This is a genomic window from Aurantimicrobium minutum (assembly GCF_029892845.1).
In the GTDB taxonomy this organism is placed as follows: Bacteria; Actinomycetota; Actinomycetes; order Actinomycetales; family Microbacteriaceae; genus Aurantimicrobium; species Aurantimicrobium minutum_B.
This window is the reverse complement of sequence record NZ_JARXVT010000003.1, coordinates 85,021-102,930: the sequence shown is the minus strand read 5'-3', so window position 1 is coordinate 102,930 and position 17,910 is coordinate 85,021. Positions and strand designations below refer to the sequence as shown.

Sequence of the window (17,910 nt, the reverse complement as noted above, 5' to 3'; positions counted from 1 at the left end):
TTTCCGGGGTAGACAATGCCCTTAACCATTAGATAGATTTCTCTTTATCGACGCGCGTCGACGATGCGCGTCAACCTGGAAGCACCAAAGAAGTTGCGTGGCCAAATTGGTCACCACTGAGAAAGGTAATTACTAATGAAGGTAAGCAAGCGCGGTCTCCGCGTCGCCGCAGCTGTTGCTGCAGGTGCGCTCACCCTCGGCACCCTCTCGGGTTGTGCCGCTGGTGGTAACGACAGCAAGACATTCAACGTATGGTGGTACTCCGGTGAAGACACCGCTCAGTACATCGCATGGACCGAGGCTCTCGATGAGTTCAAGGCCGCAAACCCTGACGTAACCGTTAACTTCGAGTTCAAGACCTGGGAACAGATCGAGAAGTCGGGTAACTCCATCCTCGACTCCGACAAGGCACCTGACCTTTCCGAGTGGAACAAGGGTAACGGTACCGCTGGTGCAGCTTCACAGGCTGGTCTGCTCCTCAACCTCGAGGACTACGCAGCTCAGTACGGCTGGACTGACCTCCTCCCCGCATCTGCACAGCAGGTTGGACGCTACACCGACGGCCTCATGGGTAACGGAGACCTCTACGGTGTTCCTACCTACGGTGAGTACGTAGGTTGGTTCTACAACGCTGACGTTCTTTCCGCTAACGGAATCGACGCAACCGCTCTCAAGAGCCAGGCTGACCTCGAAGCTGCATTCGCAACCCTCACTGCTGCAGGAATCACTCCTATCGCAGCAGCTGACTACATGCTCGTGCACCTCGCATACAACCTGACCCTGAACAAGGCTGACAACGACTGGGTAAACGCTTACCAGTTCTTCGATGGAGAAACTGACTTCAACGACGCAGCTTTCACTCAGGCATCTGAGCAGATCCAGAGCTGGACCCAGAAGGGTTACATCGCAGCTAGCGCTTCCGGTGCAACCGCTGACGACGCAGTCGCAGCATTCACCAGCGGCACCTCTCCATTCATGCCTGGTGGTACCTGGCTTGATGGAACCGTTGCTGGTGCAGCTAAGTTCACCTGGGGCAAGATCCTCAACCCAGGTAACGCTGTATCGACCGGTTCTGCTGGAAACATCTGGGTTATCCCTGCAAAGGGTAAGAACCCTGACCTCGCAGCTGAGTTCATTAACTTGACTCTGCAGGCAAAGGCACAGAACACCATGGCTGCAAACGGTGGTCTTCCACTGCTCGCAACCGAGCTCGGTGACAACGCAACTACTGCAATCACCCTGCCTCTCTTCCAGCAGCTCGTTGCTGACAACGGTCTCGGTTTCTACCCTGACTGGCCCGTATCCGGTTACTACGACATCCTCAAGGCTGCCGTAATCGACCTCGTAGCAGGTAACACCACTCCTGCTGAGTACCGCGAGGCAATCGGTTCGTACTACGAAGAGAACAAGCCATAACCAGTCGTCGATGAGGCATTAGCCTCACCATACTGATAGGCAACAATCCGGTGCGGTGTCGTCCGCGGCATCGCACCGGATTTCTCTTTCTTGCGGGGGATTCTTCTCCTCGCTAGTCTCGTGAGACAACAGAGGGGTTTACCCCTCACACTTCCCTCCACCTTGAACTTTCTGACAACGAGGTCATCATGACTGCACTTACTTCGGACAAAGTCCGCAAGAAGTACAAAAACTCAAACGGCGTTTACTGGCCTTACATGGTTCCAGGACTCATCGCCTTCACTTTGATCGTGATTGTTTCTTTCGTATGGAACATCTACCTCTCCTTCACGAAGTGGAATGGCCTCGGCGCTCCTAAATGGATTGGCTTCGATAACTACGCCAAGCTCATGGTCGATGAGACCTTCTGGCAGTCGTTCCTTCACTCTGTTGTCTTCATCTTCGCTATGGCGATTGTCCCCACCGCGCTGGGTCTGATTATTGCCTCCGCACTTTTTGACTACGTGTCACCACGATTTGGAAACGCAACCTCGGCAGCATCTCGCGCAGGTTTTTTCCTCCCTCAGATCATCCCCATCCCCATCGCAGGTCTGCTGTGGACTTGGATGCTTTCTTCACAGACCGGTATCGTCAACAAGGTTTTGACCGACTGGGGGCACCCTGAATGGGCGCAAAACTGGCTCGGTGACGCTAAGTGGGCCATGTTCTCGGTCACCATCGTCCTGATTTGGATTCAGGTCGGATACACCATCGTGATCTTCATGTCTGGTCTTGCCCGTGCTGACCAGTCCGTTCACGAGGCTGCAGCAATCGATGGCGCTACATGGTTCCAGCGCTTCCGCATCATCACCTTGAACCAGCTCGCCCCTGAAATTGCAGTGGTATTGCTGACAACGACAGTGGCGGCTCTAAAGGTATTCGCTCCGGTCTATGTCATGACACAAGGTGGTCCAGGTACAGCTACAACAGTTCCTGCTTACTACTCCTACTTCAACTTCATCCAGACCAGCAAGGTTGGTTACGGTGCCGCTATTTCTACCGTGCTCGCCATCCTGCTGATCGTCATGTCGTTGGTCATTTTCCGTTACCAGAACAAGCAGGGGGAAAACCGATGAGCACCGCAATCATGGTTGAAAACACCCTCAACCCCGAGTCTCGTAAAGCTCAAAAGGTCAGCAAAAAGGGTAAGGGTGGCTTCAACAAGCGCACTCCTGTTTCCTGGCTCGTCGTAGCTTTCATGATTGCCAGCGCACTGGCATGGATTTCTCCGCTGTACCTGGCCTTCGTCAACTCGGTCAAGACCCCAGAGGAATACACCACAACTGGTCCGCTGACTCTGCCTAGCCAAATCAGTTTTGAAGGAATCCTTCACTTCTGGGAGAAGGCTGACTTCTCCCTCAAGCTCTGGAACTCGTTCCAGATCAGCTTCTGGGTAGCTATCTTGGGTGTGGCTCTGAGCTTCTTCACCGCTTATGCCATTGGTATTGGCCGCGTCCGTGGTCGTTTCTGGATTCTGGGTCTGTTCCTTGTTGCGTTCACCATTCCTGGTGAAGCACTGATGTACCCACTTCTCCGTATGGCAAAGATGGTTGGTCTCTATGACAACATCTGGGCACTGATCATCATCTTCGCTGTGTTGCAGAGCGCCTTTGGTACGTACCTGGTGTCCTCAGTGATGTCTGACTTCCCCATGGAACTGCTAGAAGCAGCTCGCATTGACGGTGCAGGTAGCTGGCGTTTGCTCAAGGACATCGTGTTCCCGCTGGTCCGCCCCACGCTGACTGTTCTGATGGTGTTCTTCTTCATCTGGACCTGGAACGAATTCCTTCTACCGCTGGTTATGTTGCCGTCGAATGACAGCCAAACCGTGGCGTTGTCGATGGGTCTGGCTTCTGGTCAGTACACCAGTGACCCCACCACGCAGGCGGCTGCAGCCTTGGTTGGTATCTTGCCAACTCTCTTGTTCTTCCTGATCTTCCAGCGCACACTCCTCAAGGGTGTCACGATGGGTTCAGTCAAGTAATAACTGGGGGTTGTGGGGGAGTAACATCCCTCACAACCCCACCTTTTGCCCCACAATCGACGCGCGTCGATGAACAGGAAATCTGTTCGAAAGAAACATCACGTAGCATCACAGAAACAAACGAAAGTTGAGTGACATGTCTGAGTCAGTATTCCTCTCCGGAGATGAAAACTGGTGGCGCCAAGCAGTTGTGTACCAGGTGTACCCACGCTCGTTCAAGGACTCCAACGGTGATGGCCTGGGCGACATCAAGGGAATTACCTCCAAGGTTGACTACCTTTCAGAACTTGGCGTAGATGCGATCTGGCTGAGCCCCTTTTACCCTTCTGCTCTCGCAGATGGCGGCTATGACGTTGCGGATTACCGTGACGTAGACCCCAAGCTCGGAAATCTTGCTGATTTTGACGAGATGATTGCGGCATACCATGCCAAGGGAATCAGAGTCTTTGTTGACATCGTGCCCAACCACTCTTCTGACCTTCACGTGTGGTTCCAGGAAGCGCTGAAGGCAGAGCCAGGATCTGCTGCCCGTGATCGTTACATCTTCCGTGACGGTAAGGGTGAAAACGGCGAACTACCCCCAAACAATTGGCCCTCACACTTTGGGCCCACAGGATGGACTCGCACAACCAACGCTGATGGCACCCCCGGTCAGTGGTACCTGCACTTGTTTGCACCAGAGCAGCCCGACTTCAACTGGGATAACGAAGAGGTCATTGAAGACTTCAAGAAAACCCTGCGTTTCTGGTCTGACCGCGGCGTAGACGGATTCCGCATCGACGTGGCACACGCCATGAAGAAGGATATGTCGGAGCCCTACCCCGAAATCAAGAACTACGACATGGAAAACATTCCTCTCGATGGTTCGCACCACCTCTTCGACCGTGATGACGTGATGGAGATTTACAAGGGTTGGCGAGAAATCTTCAACTCCTACAACCCACCTCGTGTTGCTGTTGCTGAGGCGTGGGTTCCAGCAGAACGTCGCCCACGTTATGCAAGTCCTGAAACTCTGGGGCAGGCTTTCAACTTCGACCTCTTGAGTGCCTCTTGGTCTGCCAAGAAGTTCAAGAAGACGATCGAGTTCAACATTGATTTGTCCGAGAAGTCCGGCTCGTCGTCAACATGGGTTCTGTCGAACCACGATGTGATTCGCCATGCCACCCGTTATGGCCTGCCAAAGAAGACCAACTTCGAAAAGTGGGTCATGACAGATGGAACTAGCCCTGAGCTAGACCGCGAAAAGGGACAAACACGCGCTCGTGCGGCAACCATGCTCCTGCTTGCTCTTCCCGGTAGCACCTACCTGTACCAGGGTGAAGAACTTGGCCTCTTTGAAGTAGCTGACCTCCCCGGTCAGGTGCTTCAGGATCCTATGTGGCTGCGTGATGGCATGACCCGCAAGGGCCGTGACGGTTGCCGCGTTCCATTGCCGTGGGAAAAGACAGGTTCTTCCTTTGGTTTCGGAACTGGTTCAGCTCACCTTCCACAGCCAACTTGGTTCGCTGGTCACTCGGTTGAGTTTGAAGAAACTCAGGAAGATTCAACTCTCAAGCTCTACCGCGCTGCACTCAAGATCCGTAAGGAGTTGCTGTCTACTGAGTCACTTCAGTTTGTGGACAGCAAGCGCAAGGTTGTGCACTTCGTTCGTGAAAACGGATGGCACAGCATTACAAACTTCGGGAAGAAGCCAGTGGCCCTTCCTGCAGGCACGGTTCGACTCACAAGTGCTCCATTGGTGGATGGCAAGCTTCCAGGCAACGCCACCGCGTGGATCACGCAATAGGGGTTCCCTCCCTCCGTTTGAATGCCCTGCAGCCCTGAGGCTGCGGGGCATTCTTATATCTGGACACTCGCCTGTAATCACGGGGAAAGTCAGTCCTCTCGCGTAACTTTGAGGCATGGCTTCAGGCTCTAATTCGCGTTCCCGCTCGACCGGTGGGTCTCGTTCGCGTACCTCCGGTTCGAAGTCCACAAAATCTTCTCCGAGTACTCGCTCAGCTTCCTCTAACGGTGGAAGTAAATACACCGGAATCGCCTGGCTGTGGATGACGCTGGCACACATCACCGGTGGTGCTGCGCGCATGTTGGGGCCTGAAAAGTTTGCCAAGGATGAACGTCGTGACGGTGTCCCATTCACCTTGGTGGTGTTGGCCGTTGCCGGCGCAATCACTCAGTGGTTCCTGCCTAACAACGAGATCGCACAGATCATCAACGACTGGACTATCGGCGGTCTCTTTGGGCGCATCGCCTATGGATTGCCCGTCGTCATGCTCTTGATGGCAATTTGGCTTTTCCGTCACCCCAGCTCGGTGAACGACAATAACCGTATTGGTGTGGGCATCACGCTGCTGCTCATGGCAACAGCAGGTCTTGCTCAGGTCTTTGGTGGACAGCCTGACCCCTCTGCTGGTCCTGCTGCACTCGCTGATGCCGGTGGCCTCCTGGGCTGGATTCTGGCAAGCCCGCTGTCGACCGTGATTTCTTCTGTCGGTGCCGTCATCGTGATGATTGTGCTGATTGCACTTTCTTTGCTCATCATCACCAAGACCCCGCCGAACCGTATCGGGGCGCGGTTCCGTGAACTTTATGAATACCTTTTCGGTGCACACTCTGAAGTAGAAGCGAATCAGACCGGCAAGATTGAAATTCTTGACCTGGATCCAGTCGAAGCTTCTTCCTTGCCGTGGTGGCGTCGAAACAGCAGCCGCCGGGAAACTGAAGCTGCCTTTGATTCGCCTGTCATCACAGATCCTGCAGCTAACGCTGTGGACCTTGCGGCAACGCGTGAGATGACCGACCTCGACATCATTGAAGAGCTTGCCAACGCTGAAGAAGCTCTGCGCGTGTTCCACACCGGCGAAGTTGTCACCGATGCCTCTGCCGTGGCTGCGCAGGATGATGTCTCGACGGCTCCAGTAGCCGTTGTTGCGCCTACTGCATCAGCTGCAGGAGTCGACGAAGCAGTAGTTGCGGCACCGCCAGTACCCAAGGGTCCTGCTGCGATCTATCGCCTCCCGCCTGCCAACGCGTTAGCTCAGGGAGCCCCTGCCAAGACCCGATCTGCGGCTAATGATGAAGCTGTTCGCGCAATTACTGAAGTTCTCAAGCAATTCGCTGTTGATGCGTCTGTGACCGGCTTTAGTCGTGGGCCTACCGTTACTCGTTACGAGATTGAACTTGGCCCTGGCGTGAAGGTGGAGCGCGTAACTGCACTGTCCAAGAACCTTTCCTACGCCGTGGCATCGAACGAAGTTCGCATTCTTTCCCCGATTCCAGGCAAGAGTGCCATCGGTATTGAAATTCCCAACACTGACCGTGAAATCGTGACCTTGGGGGATGTTCTTCGTTCTAACGCGTCCACCTCGAGTGAGCACCCCATGACTATTGGTGTGGGTAAAGACGTCGAAGGTGGCTTCGTCGTCGCTAACTTGGCCAAGATGCCTCACCTTTTGGTAGCTGGTTCTACAGGCTCAGGTAAGTCCAGCTTTGTGAACTCGATGATTACGAGCATCCTCATGCGCTCGACCCCTGCTGAAGTGCGCATGGTCCTGGTGGACCCCAAGCGCGTAGAGCTTGCCCCCTATGCCGGTGTTCCTCACCTGATCACGCCCATTATTACCAACCCCAAGAAGGCTGCAGAAGCCTTGCAGTGGGTTGTTAAAGAGATGGACATGCGTTACGACGACCTGGCAAGTTTCGGTTTCCGTCACATCGACGACTTCAACCGTGCTGTCGTCAACAACGACATCACTCTGCCGCCGGACAGCAAGCGTGAACTACGTCCCTACCCCTACCTGCTCGTTGTAGTGGATGAGCTCGCAGACCTCATGATGGTTGCCCCTCGAGACGTGGAAGACTCCGTCGTCCGCATTACTCAGCTAGCGCGTGCATCCGGTATTCACCTGGTGTTGGCTACTCAGCGACCATCAGTTGATGTTGTAACCGGTTTGATTAAGGCAAACGTGCCTTCTCGTCTCGCATTCGCAGTGACCAGCGTTACCGACTCCCGCGTGATCTTGGACCAGCCCGGCGCTGACAAGCTCATCGGTCAAGGTGATGCTCTGTTCTTACCAATGGGGGCAAATAAGCCCATTCGTGTTCAGGGTGCGTGGGTTTCTGAAGAGGAAATTCACAAGGTTGTCACCCATGTAACCCGTCAGGCACGCCCTGAGTATCGACAGGACGTGGCCGCTGCGGCCGAGCGTAAAGAGATTGATGCAGATATCGGGGATGACCTCGACGTGCTACTTCAAGCCGTTGAGCTTGTTGTCTCCACCCAGTTCGGTTCAACCTCCATGCTTCAACGCAAGCTTCGTGTGGGCTTTGCGAAAGCTGGGCGCCTGATGGACTTGATGGAAAGTCGCGACATTGTCGGCCCCTCCGAAGGTTCCAAAGCGCGTGACGTTTTGGTATCTCAAGAGCAGCTCGCAGAAGTTCTGGCCAAGCTCAAGGGCGATGTTGTCGCAGCACCTGCCGCGCCCGCTGTCATTCCTGCTGGTGACCCCTATGCCAATGACCCTGTTGCAGAAATGTCTGCTGGCCTGGAAGAAATCGACGGCGACGAAGGCAGTGAAGACGCCTGGAACCTCACTGGTCGCGACTAACGTGAGTGTTATGAAGCACGTCCCCAACACCATCACCATTGTCCGGATCTTCTTTGCACCGGTCTTTATATGGATGCTGTTGACCGCTGGAGATGACCTCACATCACCACTGCGCTGGTGGGGTGCCGGATTATTTGTTGTCGGCATGGCAACAGATGGCATCGATGGCTACCTGGCCCGTAAATACAACGTGGTGAGTGACTTTGGGAAGCTGCTTGATCCCATTGCTGACAAAGTTCTCACCGGCGGCGCGCTGATTACGCTGTCCATCCTGGACGAGTTGCCATGGTGGGTAACTGGACTGATACTCCTTCGTGAAGTGGGTATCACTGTCTTCCGCCTTGCCGTGCTCAGTGATCGTGTCATTCCCGCCTCACGGGGCGGGAAAATCAAGACCATCACTCAGTTTGTTGCTATTACCTTCGCATTGCTCCCGATGCAATCGGTCATGGGTGACGCTGCCAACATGATCAACATCGTCTTGATGTCCGCAGCGACCATCATCACGGTCTGGACAGGCGTGGACTATCTGCTGGATGCCTGGCGTCAAAGCAAGAAACTTTCTCGTCAGGCCTAAGGCTCACTCGTGACTACTGAACTCATCGGGCATCTCACCGAGCGTGGGCTCAGCGTTAGCGTTGCTGAGTCACTCACCGGGGGTTTGCTGTGTGCAGCACTCACAGAAGCCCCAGGAGCATCCGCCGTCATTCGTGGGGGAGTAGTGGCCTATGCGACAGACCTCAAGTCTTCAATGCTGGGTGTTTCTCAGGAACTTCTTGCGAGCCGGGGCGCTGTTGATCCAGATGTCGCACTCGAAATGGCAGCAGGTGTTGCTCACAAGCTGGGGTCAGATATTGGTTTATCCACTACGGGAGTTGCCGGGCCAGAACCGCAGGATGGAAAAGCTGTAGGAACAGTGTTTATCGCTTGCGTATGGGGCACAAAGCGTGTTGTAGAAGAGCTTTCGCTCGCTGGAACACGTAATGAGATCCGTTCTTTGACGGTCCACGCAGCTTTGAGGTTGCTTACTTCCGTTATTTCTTGAGTTTCATGAAACATTTCGGGAATAAAACTGTCGTAACCTAAGTTGATACAAGCAGACTCACATCTGGTTTTCAGGTTTCTGAAGCTAGCATGGGGTTATAGATGTAGAGGAACCATTTGGTTCACAAGCGTAGGGAGGCACCATGATTCTTGTTCGACAGGAAATCGGCGATGTTCTGCGCGACTACCGCCTGCAGAAAGGTCGCACACTGCGACAGGTTGCAAGCAAGGCCAGCGTGGCACTCGGTTACTTGAGCGAGGTAGAACGTGGTCAAAAGGAAGCAAGCTCAGAGATTCTTGCTGCTGTAGCAGATGCTCTGGATACCCCCATCTCGCAGATCATGCGTGAAGTAGGGGACCGTCTTGCTGTGATTGAAGGAATCGATCCCATTCGTGCGATTCCCGACACTGTTCCTGACGAGTTCGTCAACGACTTCGCTGCAACTCGCTAGTAGCTTTCGTGCGCCTCAGCGAATTTTGGCGTGCCGTCTCGGACGAGTTCGGTGAGGCTTATGGGCGTGTCTTGGTCAATGACTTGGTGCTGTCCGAATTAGGTTCCGTGACGTCAGCTGAGGCCTTACGCAAGGGCATTCCTGCACGTAACGTCTGGCTTGCCCTGGTGAAAGCGGTCGATGTTCCCGAGTCCCGCTGGTATGGCGTGGGCCTCCCGGAGCCCAAGAAGTAATTTTCAACACGCCGACATTTGTTCGAATATGTATTCGAAAACGGCTAGTCTCCTACACATGCACTTGTTTGCACGTGTTATCCACGGAGGATCTCCTCTGACAGTCAATGTCAGTGGCTCCTTCTACGGTGAAACTCGTTCATATAGGAGCATGCGCCTTGTCGTAAGCGCCCCGCAGCGCCCGTCCCGCCTTCACCGGCCGGTCGGTAGCGGAGGAGTAGCACGGCAGCCGATAGGCGAATCACCCTCGATAAGTAAAGGAGACGGCCATGGCATCTGCCGCTGACCGCGAAAAAGCACTAGAAACAGCACTAGCCCAGATCGACCGCCAGTTTGGTAAGGGTTCCGTCATGCGCCTGGGAAGCGACGAGCGCGCTCCCGTCGAGGTGATTCCGACCGGCTCCATCGCATTGGATGTTGCGCTCGGCATTGGCGGACTTCCTCGTGGCCGCATCGTAGAGATCTACGGTCCTGAGTCCTCGGGTAAGACCACCCTCACACTTCATGCAATTGCTAACGTTCAGAAGCAGGGCGGAATTGCTGCCTTCATCGATGCTGAGCACGCACTTGACCCCGACTACGCCAAGAAGCTGGGCGTTGACATCGACGCACTTCTGGTGTCACAGCCCGACACGGGTGAACAGGCTCTGGAAATTGCAGACATGCTCGTGCGCTCAGGTTCGATTGACCTCGTAGTTATCGACTCCGTTGCAGCTCTGGTACCTCGTGCTGAAATCGAAGGTGAAATGGGTGACACCCACGTGGGTCTCCAGGCTCGTCTGATGTCTCAAGCACTTCGTAAGCTCACCGGTGGCCTCAACACCACCAACACCACCATGATCTTCATCAACCAGCTTCGCGAGAAGATCGGTGTCTTCTTCGGAAGCCCCGAAACCACTGCCGGTGGTAAGGCGCTGAAGTTCTATGCTTCGGTTCGTCTGGACATCCGCCGTATTGAGACCCTCAAGGACGGTACCGACGCTGTAGGTAACCGCACCCGAGTCAAGGTTGTCAAGAACAAGATGGCTCCTCCTTTCAAGCAGGCAGAGTTCGACATCCTCTATGGAACCGGTATCTCTCGCGAAGGTAGCCTGATTGACTTCGGTGTCGACCACGGCATCGTCAAGAAGTCGGGTGCGTGGTACACCTACGAAGCTGATCAGCTGGGTCAAGGTAAGGAAAACTCTCGTAACTTCCTCCTCCAGAACCCTGCTGTTGCGCTGGAGATCGAACAGAAGATTCTGGCAAAGCTTGGCGTCGGAGCAGCAGCTGCTGAAGCCGCTGCGCTCGAGGCTGCCGCAACTGCAGTTGAGGTTGAACCTGACTTCGACGCAGTTGAAGAGGTTCGTAAGGAAGCTTGAGCCTCGTGACGAACGTCACTTTTCTGCCCTGGGTAGACCCAGAAAGCAGTCCCATCGCTGCCTCGCCTGAAATATCAGGCGAGGCAGTAGGGGATGCTGCCGATATTCCTGCAGGTGTTCAACGTCTGAGTCGTGTGATGTTTACTGAAGTTGAAGATTCAACTGAGGAAGAAGAATCAGTTGCGGCCCTGGATCTTGATGCTTTAGAGCAAACGTTGCTTCGTAAGCTGCACACACATGACATGTCTGTGCACGAGGTGATGACCTGGCTTCGTTCGAAAGATGCCGCTGAGGGAGATGCTGCCGAACTGGTAGCCAAGTTTGAGCGATTGAACTACCTCGATGATGAGCGTCTGGCTCGTGAGCTCGTCTCTCGCTTAAGTGAGCGCAAAGGCAAGAGTAAAAGCGTTATTTCGCGGGAATTACGTCAGCGAGGAATTTCTTCGCATGCCGTAGATGCCGCGTTAGAAGCCATCGATGACGATGATGAACTAGCCAAAGCAACGGAGCTTGCTCTTCAGCGGGTCAGGCAGTTCAGTAAATTAGATCAGGCGACGGCAGAACGTCGTCTCGTAGGTTTTCTCAGTCGCCGCGGGTATTCGGGTCAAACTGTCCGCGAGGCGTGCAGAGAGGCACTTGCGTCAAGGAATTAGGCTGAGTTCGTGCTCAACGACCTCCTCAACAGTCCCTATGCAATTGCCGCAGCTTTGCTGGTAATCATTGCGTACATCACATGGGGCTACCGCCGCAGAAAGTAGAGCACTGACGTGTTTGACATTGAACCAGCTGAAGAATCGCAGCCAGCGAAGCCTTTGACCCCCAAGCAGATAGCTGCTCGTGCAAAGACAAAGAAGATGAATGTTGTTGCCGTCATCATCTGTGCAATCTTGTGTTCTGTTCTCGGCGTGATTTCAGCAGTACTTCCCACCGGTGTCTCCACGCCGTGGATGTTTGCCAGCTATGCCGCTGGATATGTCGGAGTTCTGTGGGCCCTTGCCGGTCTCTGGTCTCATTACATGGGTCCGAACGCACCGAAATAACCTGTGCCTTCTGGCGCGTAAACTTATGGGGTTATGAACAACCCCAGTGAAGCCCCCACCCTCATCGCCGCGTCTAACGCAGCTGTGGATGAGAATGGGCGCCAGCGTACCTACGAAGTCCGCACATTCGGTTGCCAAATGAACGTTCACGACAGTGAGCGACTGGCTGGTTCCATGGAAGCGGCTGGTTATGTGAAGTTCGAGTTCGCTGCAGAAGCAGAACAAGATCCCGACCTCAAGCGCAGTGCAAGTTCTGCTCAACCAGATGTTGTTGTCATCAACACCTGTGCCGTTCGCGAGAACGCAGATAACAAGCTTTACGGAAACTTAGGTCACCTTGCTCGAGTTAAAGAAAAGCACAAAGGCCTACAGATTGCCGTGGGCGGCTGCTTAGCCCAGAAAGATCAAGCACTTCTTCTCAAGAAGGCACCCTGGGTTGATGTGGTGTTCGGAACCCACAACATGGGCTCACTGCCAAGTCTTCTCGAGCGTTCAAGGCACAACCACAAAGCCGAGATTGAGATTCTTGAGTCCCTCGAGACCTTCCCCTCGACCCTTCCTACTAAGCGCGATTCGACATATTCGGGTTGGGTTTCCATTTCGGTGGGTTGCAACAACACCTGCACCTTCTGCATTGTGCCCAGCCTCCGAGGTAAAGAACGCGACCGCCGCCCAGGCGAAGTTCTCAACGAAGTCAAGGCGCTCGTTGATCAGGGTGCCATAGAAGTCACACTCCTTGGACAAAACGTAAATACCTATGGTGTTGAGTTTGGTGACAAGGGTGCTTTTGCCAAGCTGCTCCGAGCATGCGGTGAGATCGAGGGGCTGGAGCGCGTTCGCTTTACCAGTCCACACCCCGCTGCCTTCACTGATGACGTGATTGCCGCCATGGCAGAGACGCCTAACGTGATGCCACAGCTTCACATGCCCCTGCAGTCGGGCTCTGACAGCGTGCTGAAAGCCATGCGCCGAAGCTATCGCAGTGAGAAGTTCTTGGGAATTCTGCAGCGCGTGCGAGAGGCAATGCCGCATGCTGCCATCAGCACAGACATCATCGTGGGATTCCCTGGTGAAACAGAGGAAGACTTCGAAGAAACCATGCGTGTGGTCGCCGAAGCTCGCTTTGCAACCGCATTTACGTTCCAGTACTCCAAGCGCCCTGGAACGCCTGCTGCCGAGATGGAAAATCAGATTCCCAAGGCTGTTGTTCAAGAACGCTATGAGCGCTTGCTTAAATTCCAAAACGACATTGCGTGGCAAGAAAACAAAGCCCAGATTGGCCGCGAGGTTCATGTGCTGGTGGCAAATGGCGAAGGCCGAAAGGACAGCGCCACTGAGCGGATGAGTGGTCGTGCTGAAGACTCTCGCTTGGTTCACTTTGAGGTGACGCCCGGTAGTGAGATCCCTCGTCCGGGCGACATCGTCACCGTGACCATCACTGAAGCGGCTCCTTTCCACCTGCTCGCAGATGACCCCACCGGAGCGCCCCTGAAGGTCCGACGCACCATCGCGGGTGATGCTTGGGATAGAGAACAAGCAGAAAGCTGTGGTGTTCCTAGCACTGGTGGAGCTAAGAATCTTGGTTCAACCTCAATCCCTGTTGTGGGATTAGGTATGCCGTCTCTGCGCGTTTCAACAGCTCCGATCTACGACCTCGACGACGGACAGCGTTAGCGTGAGCGAGAAAACCCAGATCCTTGCGATCGTGGGGGCAACGGGCACGGGGAAATCTGATCTCTCCTTGGATGTTGCTGAAGCGTTGATTGCCGAAGGCCATGGTGTTGAAATTGTCAACGCAGACGCCATGCAGCTCTACGCCGGGATGGATATTGGCACCGCAAAGCTTCCTGAGGCTGAGCGTCGAGGAATTCCACACCACATGTTTGATGTCCTGGCTGTGACCGATGAGGCAGCTGTGGCGGACTATCAAACCCAGGCACGATCAGTCATTGCGGAAATCAATGCTCGAGGGAACCTCGCCATTTTGGTGGGTGGATCGGGTCTCTATGTCAGCAGTGTTCTTTTCGATTTTGATTTCCCCGGCCATGACGATGTCATTCGAGAGCGCCTCGAAAAAGAATTGGAAGACTTAGGTCCAGGTGCACTCTTTCAACGCCTGAAGGAAGTAGCTCCCGAAGCAGCGGAACGTATCGACCAGCAGAACTCGAGACGTGTCGTTCGTGCTCTCGAAGTTCTCGAGGTCACAGGGAGCACTGCAGCACTGGGGACCCTTCCTGAGGAAGCTGTCTATTGGCTGCCATCCGTCATTATCGGTCTAGCTGAGGACCGTGAAGTTTTGGTCAAGCGTTTGGATCGTCGCGTGGAGAAGATGTGGGCTGATGGTCTTCTCGATGAAGTAACTGCTTTGATTCCTCGAGGCATTCAACAGGGGATTACTGCACGCCGAGCAATTGGTTATGCCCAAGCATTGGCGGAACTCTCAGGTGAGATGACGCGTGCAGATGCTATAGCTGAGACGCAATCCATTACTCGACGATATGCACGACGTCAGGTGAGCTGGTTCAAGAGATACTCCGACCTTTCCTGGCTTCCGGCGGGGGACTCGGGAAATGTCTCTCACGTCATCTCACAACTCAACCTTTAAGCTGGAGTCATGGCTATCTCGCTGCACTTCACCAAGGGTCACGGAACTGGAAACGATTTCGTGCTCTATAGCGACCCCGAGGGGGAGCTTCCGCTCACCCCTAGCCAGATCGCGGCATTGTGTGACCGCCACTTCGGTATTGGTGCTGATGGCGTGATTCGCGCCGTAAAAAGCAGCAAACTCAACCGCAAGCACGAACCTGGCCAGATCGTTGTGGACCCTGCTGGTTCTGCTGCACTTGCCGAGGATTCAGCGGCTGAATGGTTTATGGATTACTACAACTCCGACGGCTCACTCTCGGAGATGTGTGGAAATGGCATTCGTGTCTATGCCAAGTACTTGCTAGAAACAGGGCTTGCCACCATTAATCGTGGAGAAACTTTAGCCATTGGCACGCGAGCCGGTGTGCGCGACCTCACTGCACAGGGAACTCAGTTCCAGGTGGATATGGGTCGTTGGAGTTTTGATGGCGGCGAGCCCGTTGTCAAGGTGGCTGGAGTTCCTGTTGCCCGTCCGGGCGTGGGTATTAATGTGGGCAACCCACATGTCATCGCAGCATTCGCAGACGACGCAGAGCTCGATGCAGCTGACTTGAGTTCCGCACCACGCCTGGAGCCAGAACTTCCCGACGGTGCCAACGTGGAACTCGTTGTTCCTCATGACCCTCTCGTGAAAGATGGCGTCGGACACATCCGGATGCGCGTCCACGAACGTGGCTCCGGTGAGACGCTGTCTTGTGGCACCGGGGTTGTCGCTGCTGCTTTAGCAACTCGTCACTGGGCTGGCGAGGGTGCGCCACACAACTGGCGCGTGGACGTTCCAGGAGGAACTCTTGCCGTGCGTATGTTCCCCACTGAAGAAGGGGAGCACGTCGCTCTTTCAGGCCCAGCAGAGCTTGTGTACACCGGAACCGTGGAACTGGCGTAACTGAACATGAAAACCTCTCATAAAGCCATTCTGAGCTTCTCAGTGGCAGTTCTCGCTGCGGTATCACTCTCAGGCTGTGACCAGATTCCAAGTTTGGATGCGAGCGATAAAGTAGCAAACACCGCCGCGTGTGAAGCGATTGGTTCGACGTGGGAGACACTCAACACTGCGTTGAGCTCGGGCAATATTGCTGCTCTTCCCCAAGATTTCATTAACATCCCTACCCAACTTGATGCTGTGTTGGGTCAGGCAACCGATAAGCAGCTGACGGAAGCTTTAACTGAGCTCAAGAAGAACGCCCAGTTTGTGGTTGATGGCAATCAACCCGATGTTGCGGGCTTTATTGCTTCAGGTGTGGGCATCTCTGCCCGATGTGCCATCTTGGGTGCTTCGGTGAACTTGGAGCTTCCGAAACTTCCTTAGTTCGTTCGCACAACCTTGATAATGCGGAAGCCCTTACGGGTGTCTTCTCGCGATACCTGGTGGGTTGCCTTGAACTGAGTGCCCAACCACTTTTCAAAAGAGTCAGCACCAAGGTGCTTGGCCACAACGAGGTATGCCTCGCCGCCAATGGTCAGGCGGGGGAGCCAGGTTTTCATGATGTCGTGAAGTTCTGCCTTGCCCACTCGGATAGGAGGGTTCGACCAGATCAGGTCAAAACTCACAGCTGGGTCAATCGAATCAGGAAGGCCTGCCGAGATGTTACCCAGTCCTAGTCGTGTTGCATTCCGTCGAGTCAGCTCGAGAGCCCGCTCGTTCACATCTATGGCAAAGATTGCAGCTTCAGGTGCTTCCAGTGCAAGGGTGAGCGCAAGAGGGCCCCAGCCACAGCCCAGGTCAAGGAAGTTTCCCGTAGCTGGTGGCGTGGGGACGCTGTAAAGCAGCTGTTCAGTACCTGCATCGATGTGATCAGGGCTGAAAATGCTCCCTGCCGTTTCCACGGTGTAATCACCGTGCGCCAGGCGCACAGCAATCTCGGTGCTGCGGAATTCGCCTGCAGGTTGCGCCGAGAAGTAGTGCTCGGTGTTCTTCTCGGTCATGTCTTCAGGTTAGTTGACGGTGACGTTCCACGAGCCGTCAGCCTTCACGGTGACGACAGATGGACCAGCAGAGATAGGGCTGCGTTGGTCAATCATGGTGGGGGAGTTCACAAGGGTCAAAGCAGTGTTGGTGGGACCAAAGTACTGAATGACCACAATCCCCTGGTTAGGAGCGAAGGTCTCTGCATGCAGGGTTGCTGCTGCGCCAGCGTAGAGGTAAACAACGTCACCACTCGTAGAGCTGGGTGCAGCAAGAGGGCCCTGTGGAGCTACAGATACAGGTGAAATCAGTACAGACCAGGTCACATCGTTCGCGGTAGTGATCTTGAGGGCGCCAGCAGTTTGATCACCGTAACCAGCCAAGCCAAATGCAACAGTTCCGTTGTAGCTTCCGGGGCTTGTCACGATGGTGTCGATCACGGTTGTGTTATCAGTTGCCAGAACTTCAACAAGGAATGAAACATCGTTGAGGTTGGTCGAGTCGATCTTGACCACACCAGCGGTGATGTTGTTGCCGAAGTCAACAACCTTGGTTCCGGTCTGGTTGGTGCGGCTCACCGGGGTGAAGGTGCCATACGTCTTATCTGCCCATGCAGTGACGGGAACAACAGTGGGGCTAGGAGTGGGTGTTGGCGACTTGGTAGGGGTAGTTGTTGGTGTCGGGGTGGGGGTAACCGTCGGCGTAGGAGTCTTGGTGGGCGTCGCGGTGGGGTGAGGGGTCGGGGTCACGGTGGGGATGCCCGAGTTCGTGGGATCTGGCTTGGGTGTTCCGTTAGCAACGAGCACAAACGTCACGAGAGCAATCACGATAACTGCAGCGAGAGCGCTGACAATGATCCAAGGAAGCTTGGACGATGATCGGGCTGGATTGCTAGGTGTTGACACAAGAACTCCTCATAGAAATGGCCTACGTAGAGACGCAGACCTTGTCTAGAGTTTATCGCTTCTGGGTAGGTGCCTCAACGGCTGGGCCTGAGCACCCTTTTGTAGGGCAGCCATCATCAGGGGCGCCTGGATACATCATGCAACCACCGAGAACTATTTCGCCTCGGGCGACTTGTTCGAAAGCATCAGGAGCAGGAAAGCCATACACAATTGGCACCAAAGCAGCACCGCAGTGGGGGCAGGGAGCAAGAGTTGTGGTCATAGCCTCACATTACTG

General features: G+C 54.6%; 19 protein-coding genes. 16 read left to right on the top strand and 3 right to left on the bottom strand.

What is annotated here, in order from left to right; all coding sequences use genetic code 11:
- Window positions 1-135: 135 nt before the first annotated feature.
- The 16 genes from M2118_RS05055 (at window position 136) to M2118_RS04980 (ending at window position 16,131) form a co-directional block, all read left to right on the top strand.
- Window positions 136-1,416, top strand: coding sequence for an ABC transporter substrate-binding protein (locus M2118_RS05055; protein WP_280794850.1), 1,281 nt, complete (start codon window positions 136-138; stop codon window positions 1,414-1,416).
- Between the two features lie 188 nt (window positions 1,417-1,604).
- Complete coding sequence (locus M2118_RS05050) at window positions 1,605-2,531, top strand: carbohydrate ABC transporter permease (protein WP_280794849.1); 927 nt, start codon at window positions 1,605-1,607, stop codon at window positions 2,529-2,531.
- Complete coding sequence (locus tag M2118_RS05045) at window positions 2,528-3,439, top strand: carbohydrate ABC transporter permease (protein WP_280794848.1); 912 nt, start codon at window positions 2,528-2,530, stop codon at window positions 3,437-3,439. Before M2118_RS05050 ends, M2118_RS05045 begins: the two co-directional genes overlap by 4 nt.
- A gap of 136 nt (window positions 3,440-3,575) precedes the next feature.
- Window positions 3,576-5,225 (top strand): glycoside hydrolase family 13 protein, encoded by a 1,650-nt coding sequence (locus M2118_RS05040; RefSeq protein ID WP_280794847.1) that lies wholly within the window; start codon window positions 3,576-3,578, stop codon window positions 5,223-5,225.
- 115 nt (window positions 5,226-5,340) lie between these two features.
- Window positions 5,341-8,046: an FtsK/SpoIIIE family DNA translocase gene (locus M2118_RS05035; RefSeq protein ID WP_280794846.1), complete on the top strand. Its 2,706-nt coding sequence runs from the start codon at window positions 5,341-5,343 to the stop codon at window positions 8,044-8,046.
- A gap of 10 nt (window positions 8,047-8,056) precedes the next feature.
- On the top strand, window positions 8,057-8,623 hold the full coding sequence (gene pgsA, locus M2118_RS05030; protein ID WP_280794845.1) for a CDP-diacylglycerol--glycerol-3-phosphate 3-phosphatidyltransferase: 567 nt from the start codon (window positions 8,057-8,059) through the stop codon (window positions 8,621-8,623).
- A gap of 9 nt (window positions 8,624-8,632) precedes the next feature.
- Window positions 8,633-9,091 carry a CinA family protein gene (locus tag M2118_RS05025; protein WP_280794844.1) on the top strand — a complete coding sequence of 153 codons (459 nt, stop codon included), beginning with the start codon at window positions 8,633-8,635 and terminating at the stop codon, window positions 9,089-9,091.
- A 142-nt stretch (window positions 9,092-9,233) separates the two neighbouring features.
- Window positions 9,234-9,542: a helix-turn-helix domain-containing protein gene (locus tag M2118_RS05020; protein ID WP_280794843.1), complete on the top strand. Its 309-nt coding sequence runs from the start codon at window positions 9,234-9,236 to the stop codon at window positions 9,540-9,542.
- An 8-nt stretch (window positions 9,543-9,550) separates the two neighbouring features.
- Window positions 9,551-9,775: a DUF3046 domain-containing protein gene (locus M2118_RS05015; protein ID WP_277494439.1), complete on the top strand. Its 225-nt coding sequence runs from the start codon at window positions 9,551-9,553 to the stop codon at window positions 9,773-9,775.
- A 269-nt stretch (window positions 9,776-10,044) separates the two neighbouring features.
- The gene (recA, locus tag M2118_RS05010) at window positions 10,045-11,136 is read left to right on the top strand and encodes a recombinase RecA (RefSeq protein ID WP_280794842.1); all 1,092 of its coding nucleotides are present in this window, start codon (window positions 10,045-10,047) and stop codon (window positions 11,134-11,136) included.
- A 5-nt stretch (window positions 11,137-11,141) separates the two neighbouring features.
- The gene (locus M2118_RS05005) at window positions 11,142-11,789 is read left to right on the top strand and encodes a regulatory protein RecX (protein ID WP_280794841.1); all 648 of its coding nucleotides are present in this window, start codon (window positions 11,142-11,144) and stop codon (window positions 11,787-11,789) included.
- A gap of 114 nt (window positions 11,790-11,903) precedes the next feature.
- Window positions 11,904-12,176: a hypothetical protein gene (locus M2118_RS05000; RefSeq protein WP_280794840.1), complete on the top strand. Its 273-nt coding sequence runs from the start codon at window positions 11,904-11,906 to the stop codon at window positions 12,174-12,176.
- A gap of 33 nt (window positions 12,177-12,209) precedes the next feature.
- Window positions 12,210-13,850 carry a tRNA (N6-isopentenyl adenosine(37)-C2)-methylthiotransferase MiaB gene (miaB, locus tag M2118_RS04995; protein WP_280794839.1) on the top strand — a complete coding sequence of 547 codons (1,641 nt, stop codon included), beginning with the start codon at window positions 12,210-12,212 and terminating at the stop codon, window positions 13,848-13,850.
- A 1-nt stretch (window position 13,851) separates the two neighbouring features.
- Window positions 13,852-14,781, top strand: coding sequence for a tRNA (adenosine(37)-N6)-dimethylallyltransferase MiaA (gene miaA, locus M2118_RS04990; RefSeq protein ID WP_280794838.1), 930 nt, complete (start codon window positions 13,852-13,854; stop codon window positions 14,779-14,781).
- A gap of 9 nt (window positions 14,782-14,790) precedes the next feature.
- Complete coding sequence (gene dapF, locus M2118_RS04985; RefSeq protein ID WP_280794837.1) at window positions 14,791-15,708, top strand: diaminopimelate epimerase; 918 nt, start codon at window positions 14,791-14,793, stop codon at window positions 15,706-15,708.
- Between the two features lie 6 nt (window positions 15,709-15,714).
- Complete coding sequence (locus M2118_RS04980) at window positions 15,715-16,131, top strand: hypothetical protein (RefSeq protein ID WP_280794836.1); 417 nt, start codon at window positions 15,715-15,717, stop codon at window positions 16,129-16,131.
- On the opposite strand, the gene M2118_RS04975 is transcribed toward M2118_RS04980, so the two are convergent.
- The 3 genes from M2118_RS04975 to M2118_RS04965 are packed head-to-tail and all read right to left on the bottom strand — an operon-like array spanning window position 16,128 to window position 17,895.
- Window positions 16,128-16,748 carry a class I SAM-dependent methyltransferase gene (locus tag M2118_RS04975; protein WP_280794835.1) on the bottom strand — a complete coding sequence of 207 codons (621 nt, stop codon included), beginning with the start codon at window positions 16,746-16,748 and terminating at the stop codon, window positions 16,128-16,130. The two genes, M2118_RS04980 and M2118_RS04975, sit on opposite strands and share 4 nt — an antisense overlap.
- A 9-nt stretch (window positions 16,749-16,757) precedes the next feature.
- A complete protein-coding gene (locus M2118_RS04970) occupies window positions 16,758-17,633 on the bottom strand; it encodes a hypothetical protein (RefSeq protein ID WP_280794834.1) in 876 nt (291 codons plus the stop codon).
- A gap of 52 nt (window positions 17,634-17,685) precedes the next feature.
- The gene (locus tag M2118_RS04965) at window positions 17,686-17,895 is read right to left on the bottom strand and encodes a hypothetical protein (RefSeq protein ID WP_280794833.1); all 210 of its coding nucleotides are present in this window, start codon (window positions 17,893-17,895) and stop codon (window positions 17,686-17,688) included.
- Between the last annotated feature and the right edge of the window lie 15 nt (window positions 17,896-17,910).

Bases quoted from the DNA above. Each gene is read 5' to 3' on its own strand.
- M2118_RS04975 (WP_280794835.1), bottom strand. From the start codon at position 16,748: ATGACCGAGAAGAACACCGAGCACTACTTCTCGGCGCAACCTGCAGGC.
- M2118_RS05050 (WP_280794849.1), top strand. From the start codon at position 1,605: ATGACTGCACTTACTTCGGACAAAGTCCGCAAGAAGTACAAAAACTCA.
- M2118_RS05045 (WP_280794848.1), top strand. From the start codon at position 2,528: ATGAGCACCGCAATCATGGTTGAAAACACCCTCAACCCCGAGTCTCGT.
- dapF (WP_280794837.1), top strand. From the start codon at position 14,791: ATGGCTATCTCGCTGCACTTCACCAAGGGTCACGGAACTGGAAACGAT.
- M2118_RS04965 (WP_280794833.1), bottom strand. From the start codon at position 17,895: ATGACCACAACTCTTGCTCCCTGCCCCCACTGCGGTGCTGCTTTGGTG.
- M2118_RS05035 (WP_280794846.1), top strand. From the start codon at position 5,341: ATGGCTTCAGGCTCTAATTCGCGTTCCCGCTCGACCGGTGGGTCTCGT.
- M2118_RS05020 (WP_280794843.1), top strand. From the start codon at position 9,234: ATGATTCTTGTTCGACAGGAAATCGGCGATGTTCTGCGCGACTACCGC.
- M2118_RS05040 (WP_280794847.1), top strand. From the start codon at position 3,576: ATGTCTGAGTCAGTATTCCTCTCCGGAGATGAAAACTGGTGGCGCCAA.
- pgsA (WP_280794845.1), top strand. From the start codon at position 8,057: ATGAAGCACGTCCCCAACACCATCACCATTGTCCGGATCTTCTTTGCA.
- M2118_RS05055 (WP_280794850.1), top strand. From the start codon at position 136: ATGAAGGTAAGCAAGCGCGGTCTCCGCGTCGCCGCAGCTGTTGCTGCA.
- miaB (WP_280794839.1), top strand. From the start codon at position 12,210: ATGAACAACCCCAGTGAAGCCCCCACCCTCATCGCCGCGTCTAACGCA.
- recA (WP_280794842.1), top strand. From the start codon at position 10,045: ATGGCATCTGCCGCTGACCGCGAAAAAGCACTAGAAACAGCACTAGCC.
- M2118_RS04980 (WP_280794836.1), top strand. From the start codon at position 15,715: ATGAAAACCTCTCATAAAGCCATTCTGAGCTTCTCAGTGGCAGTTCTC.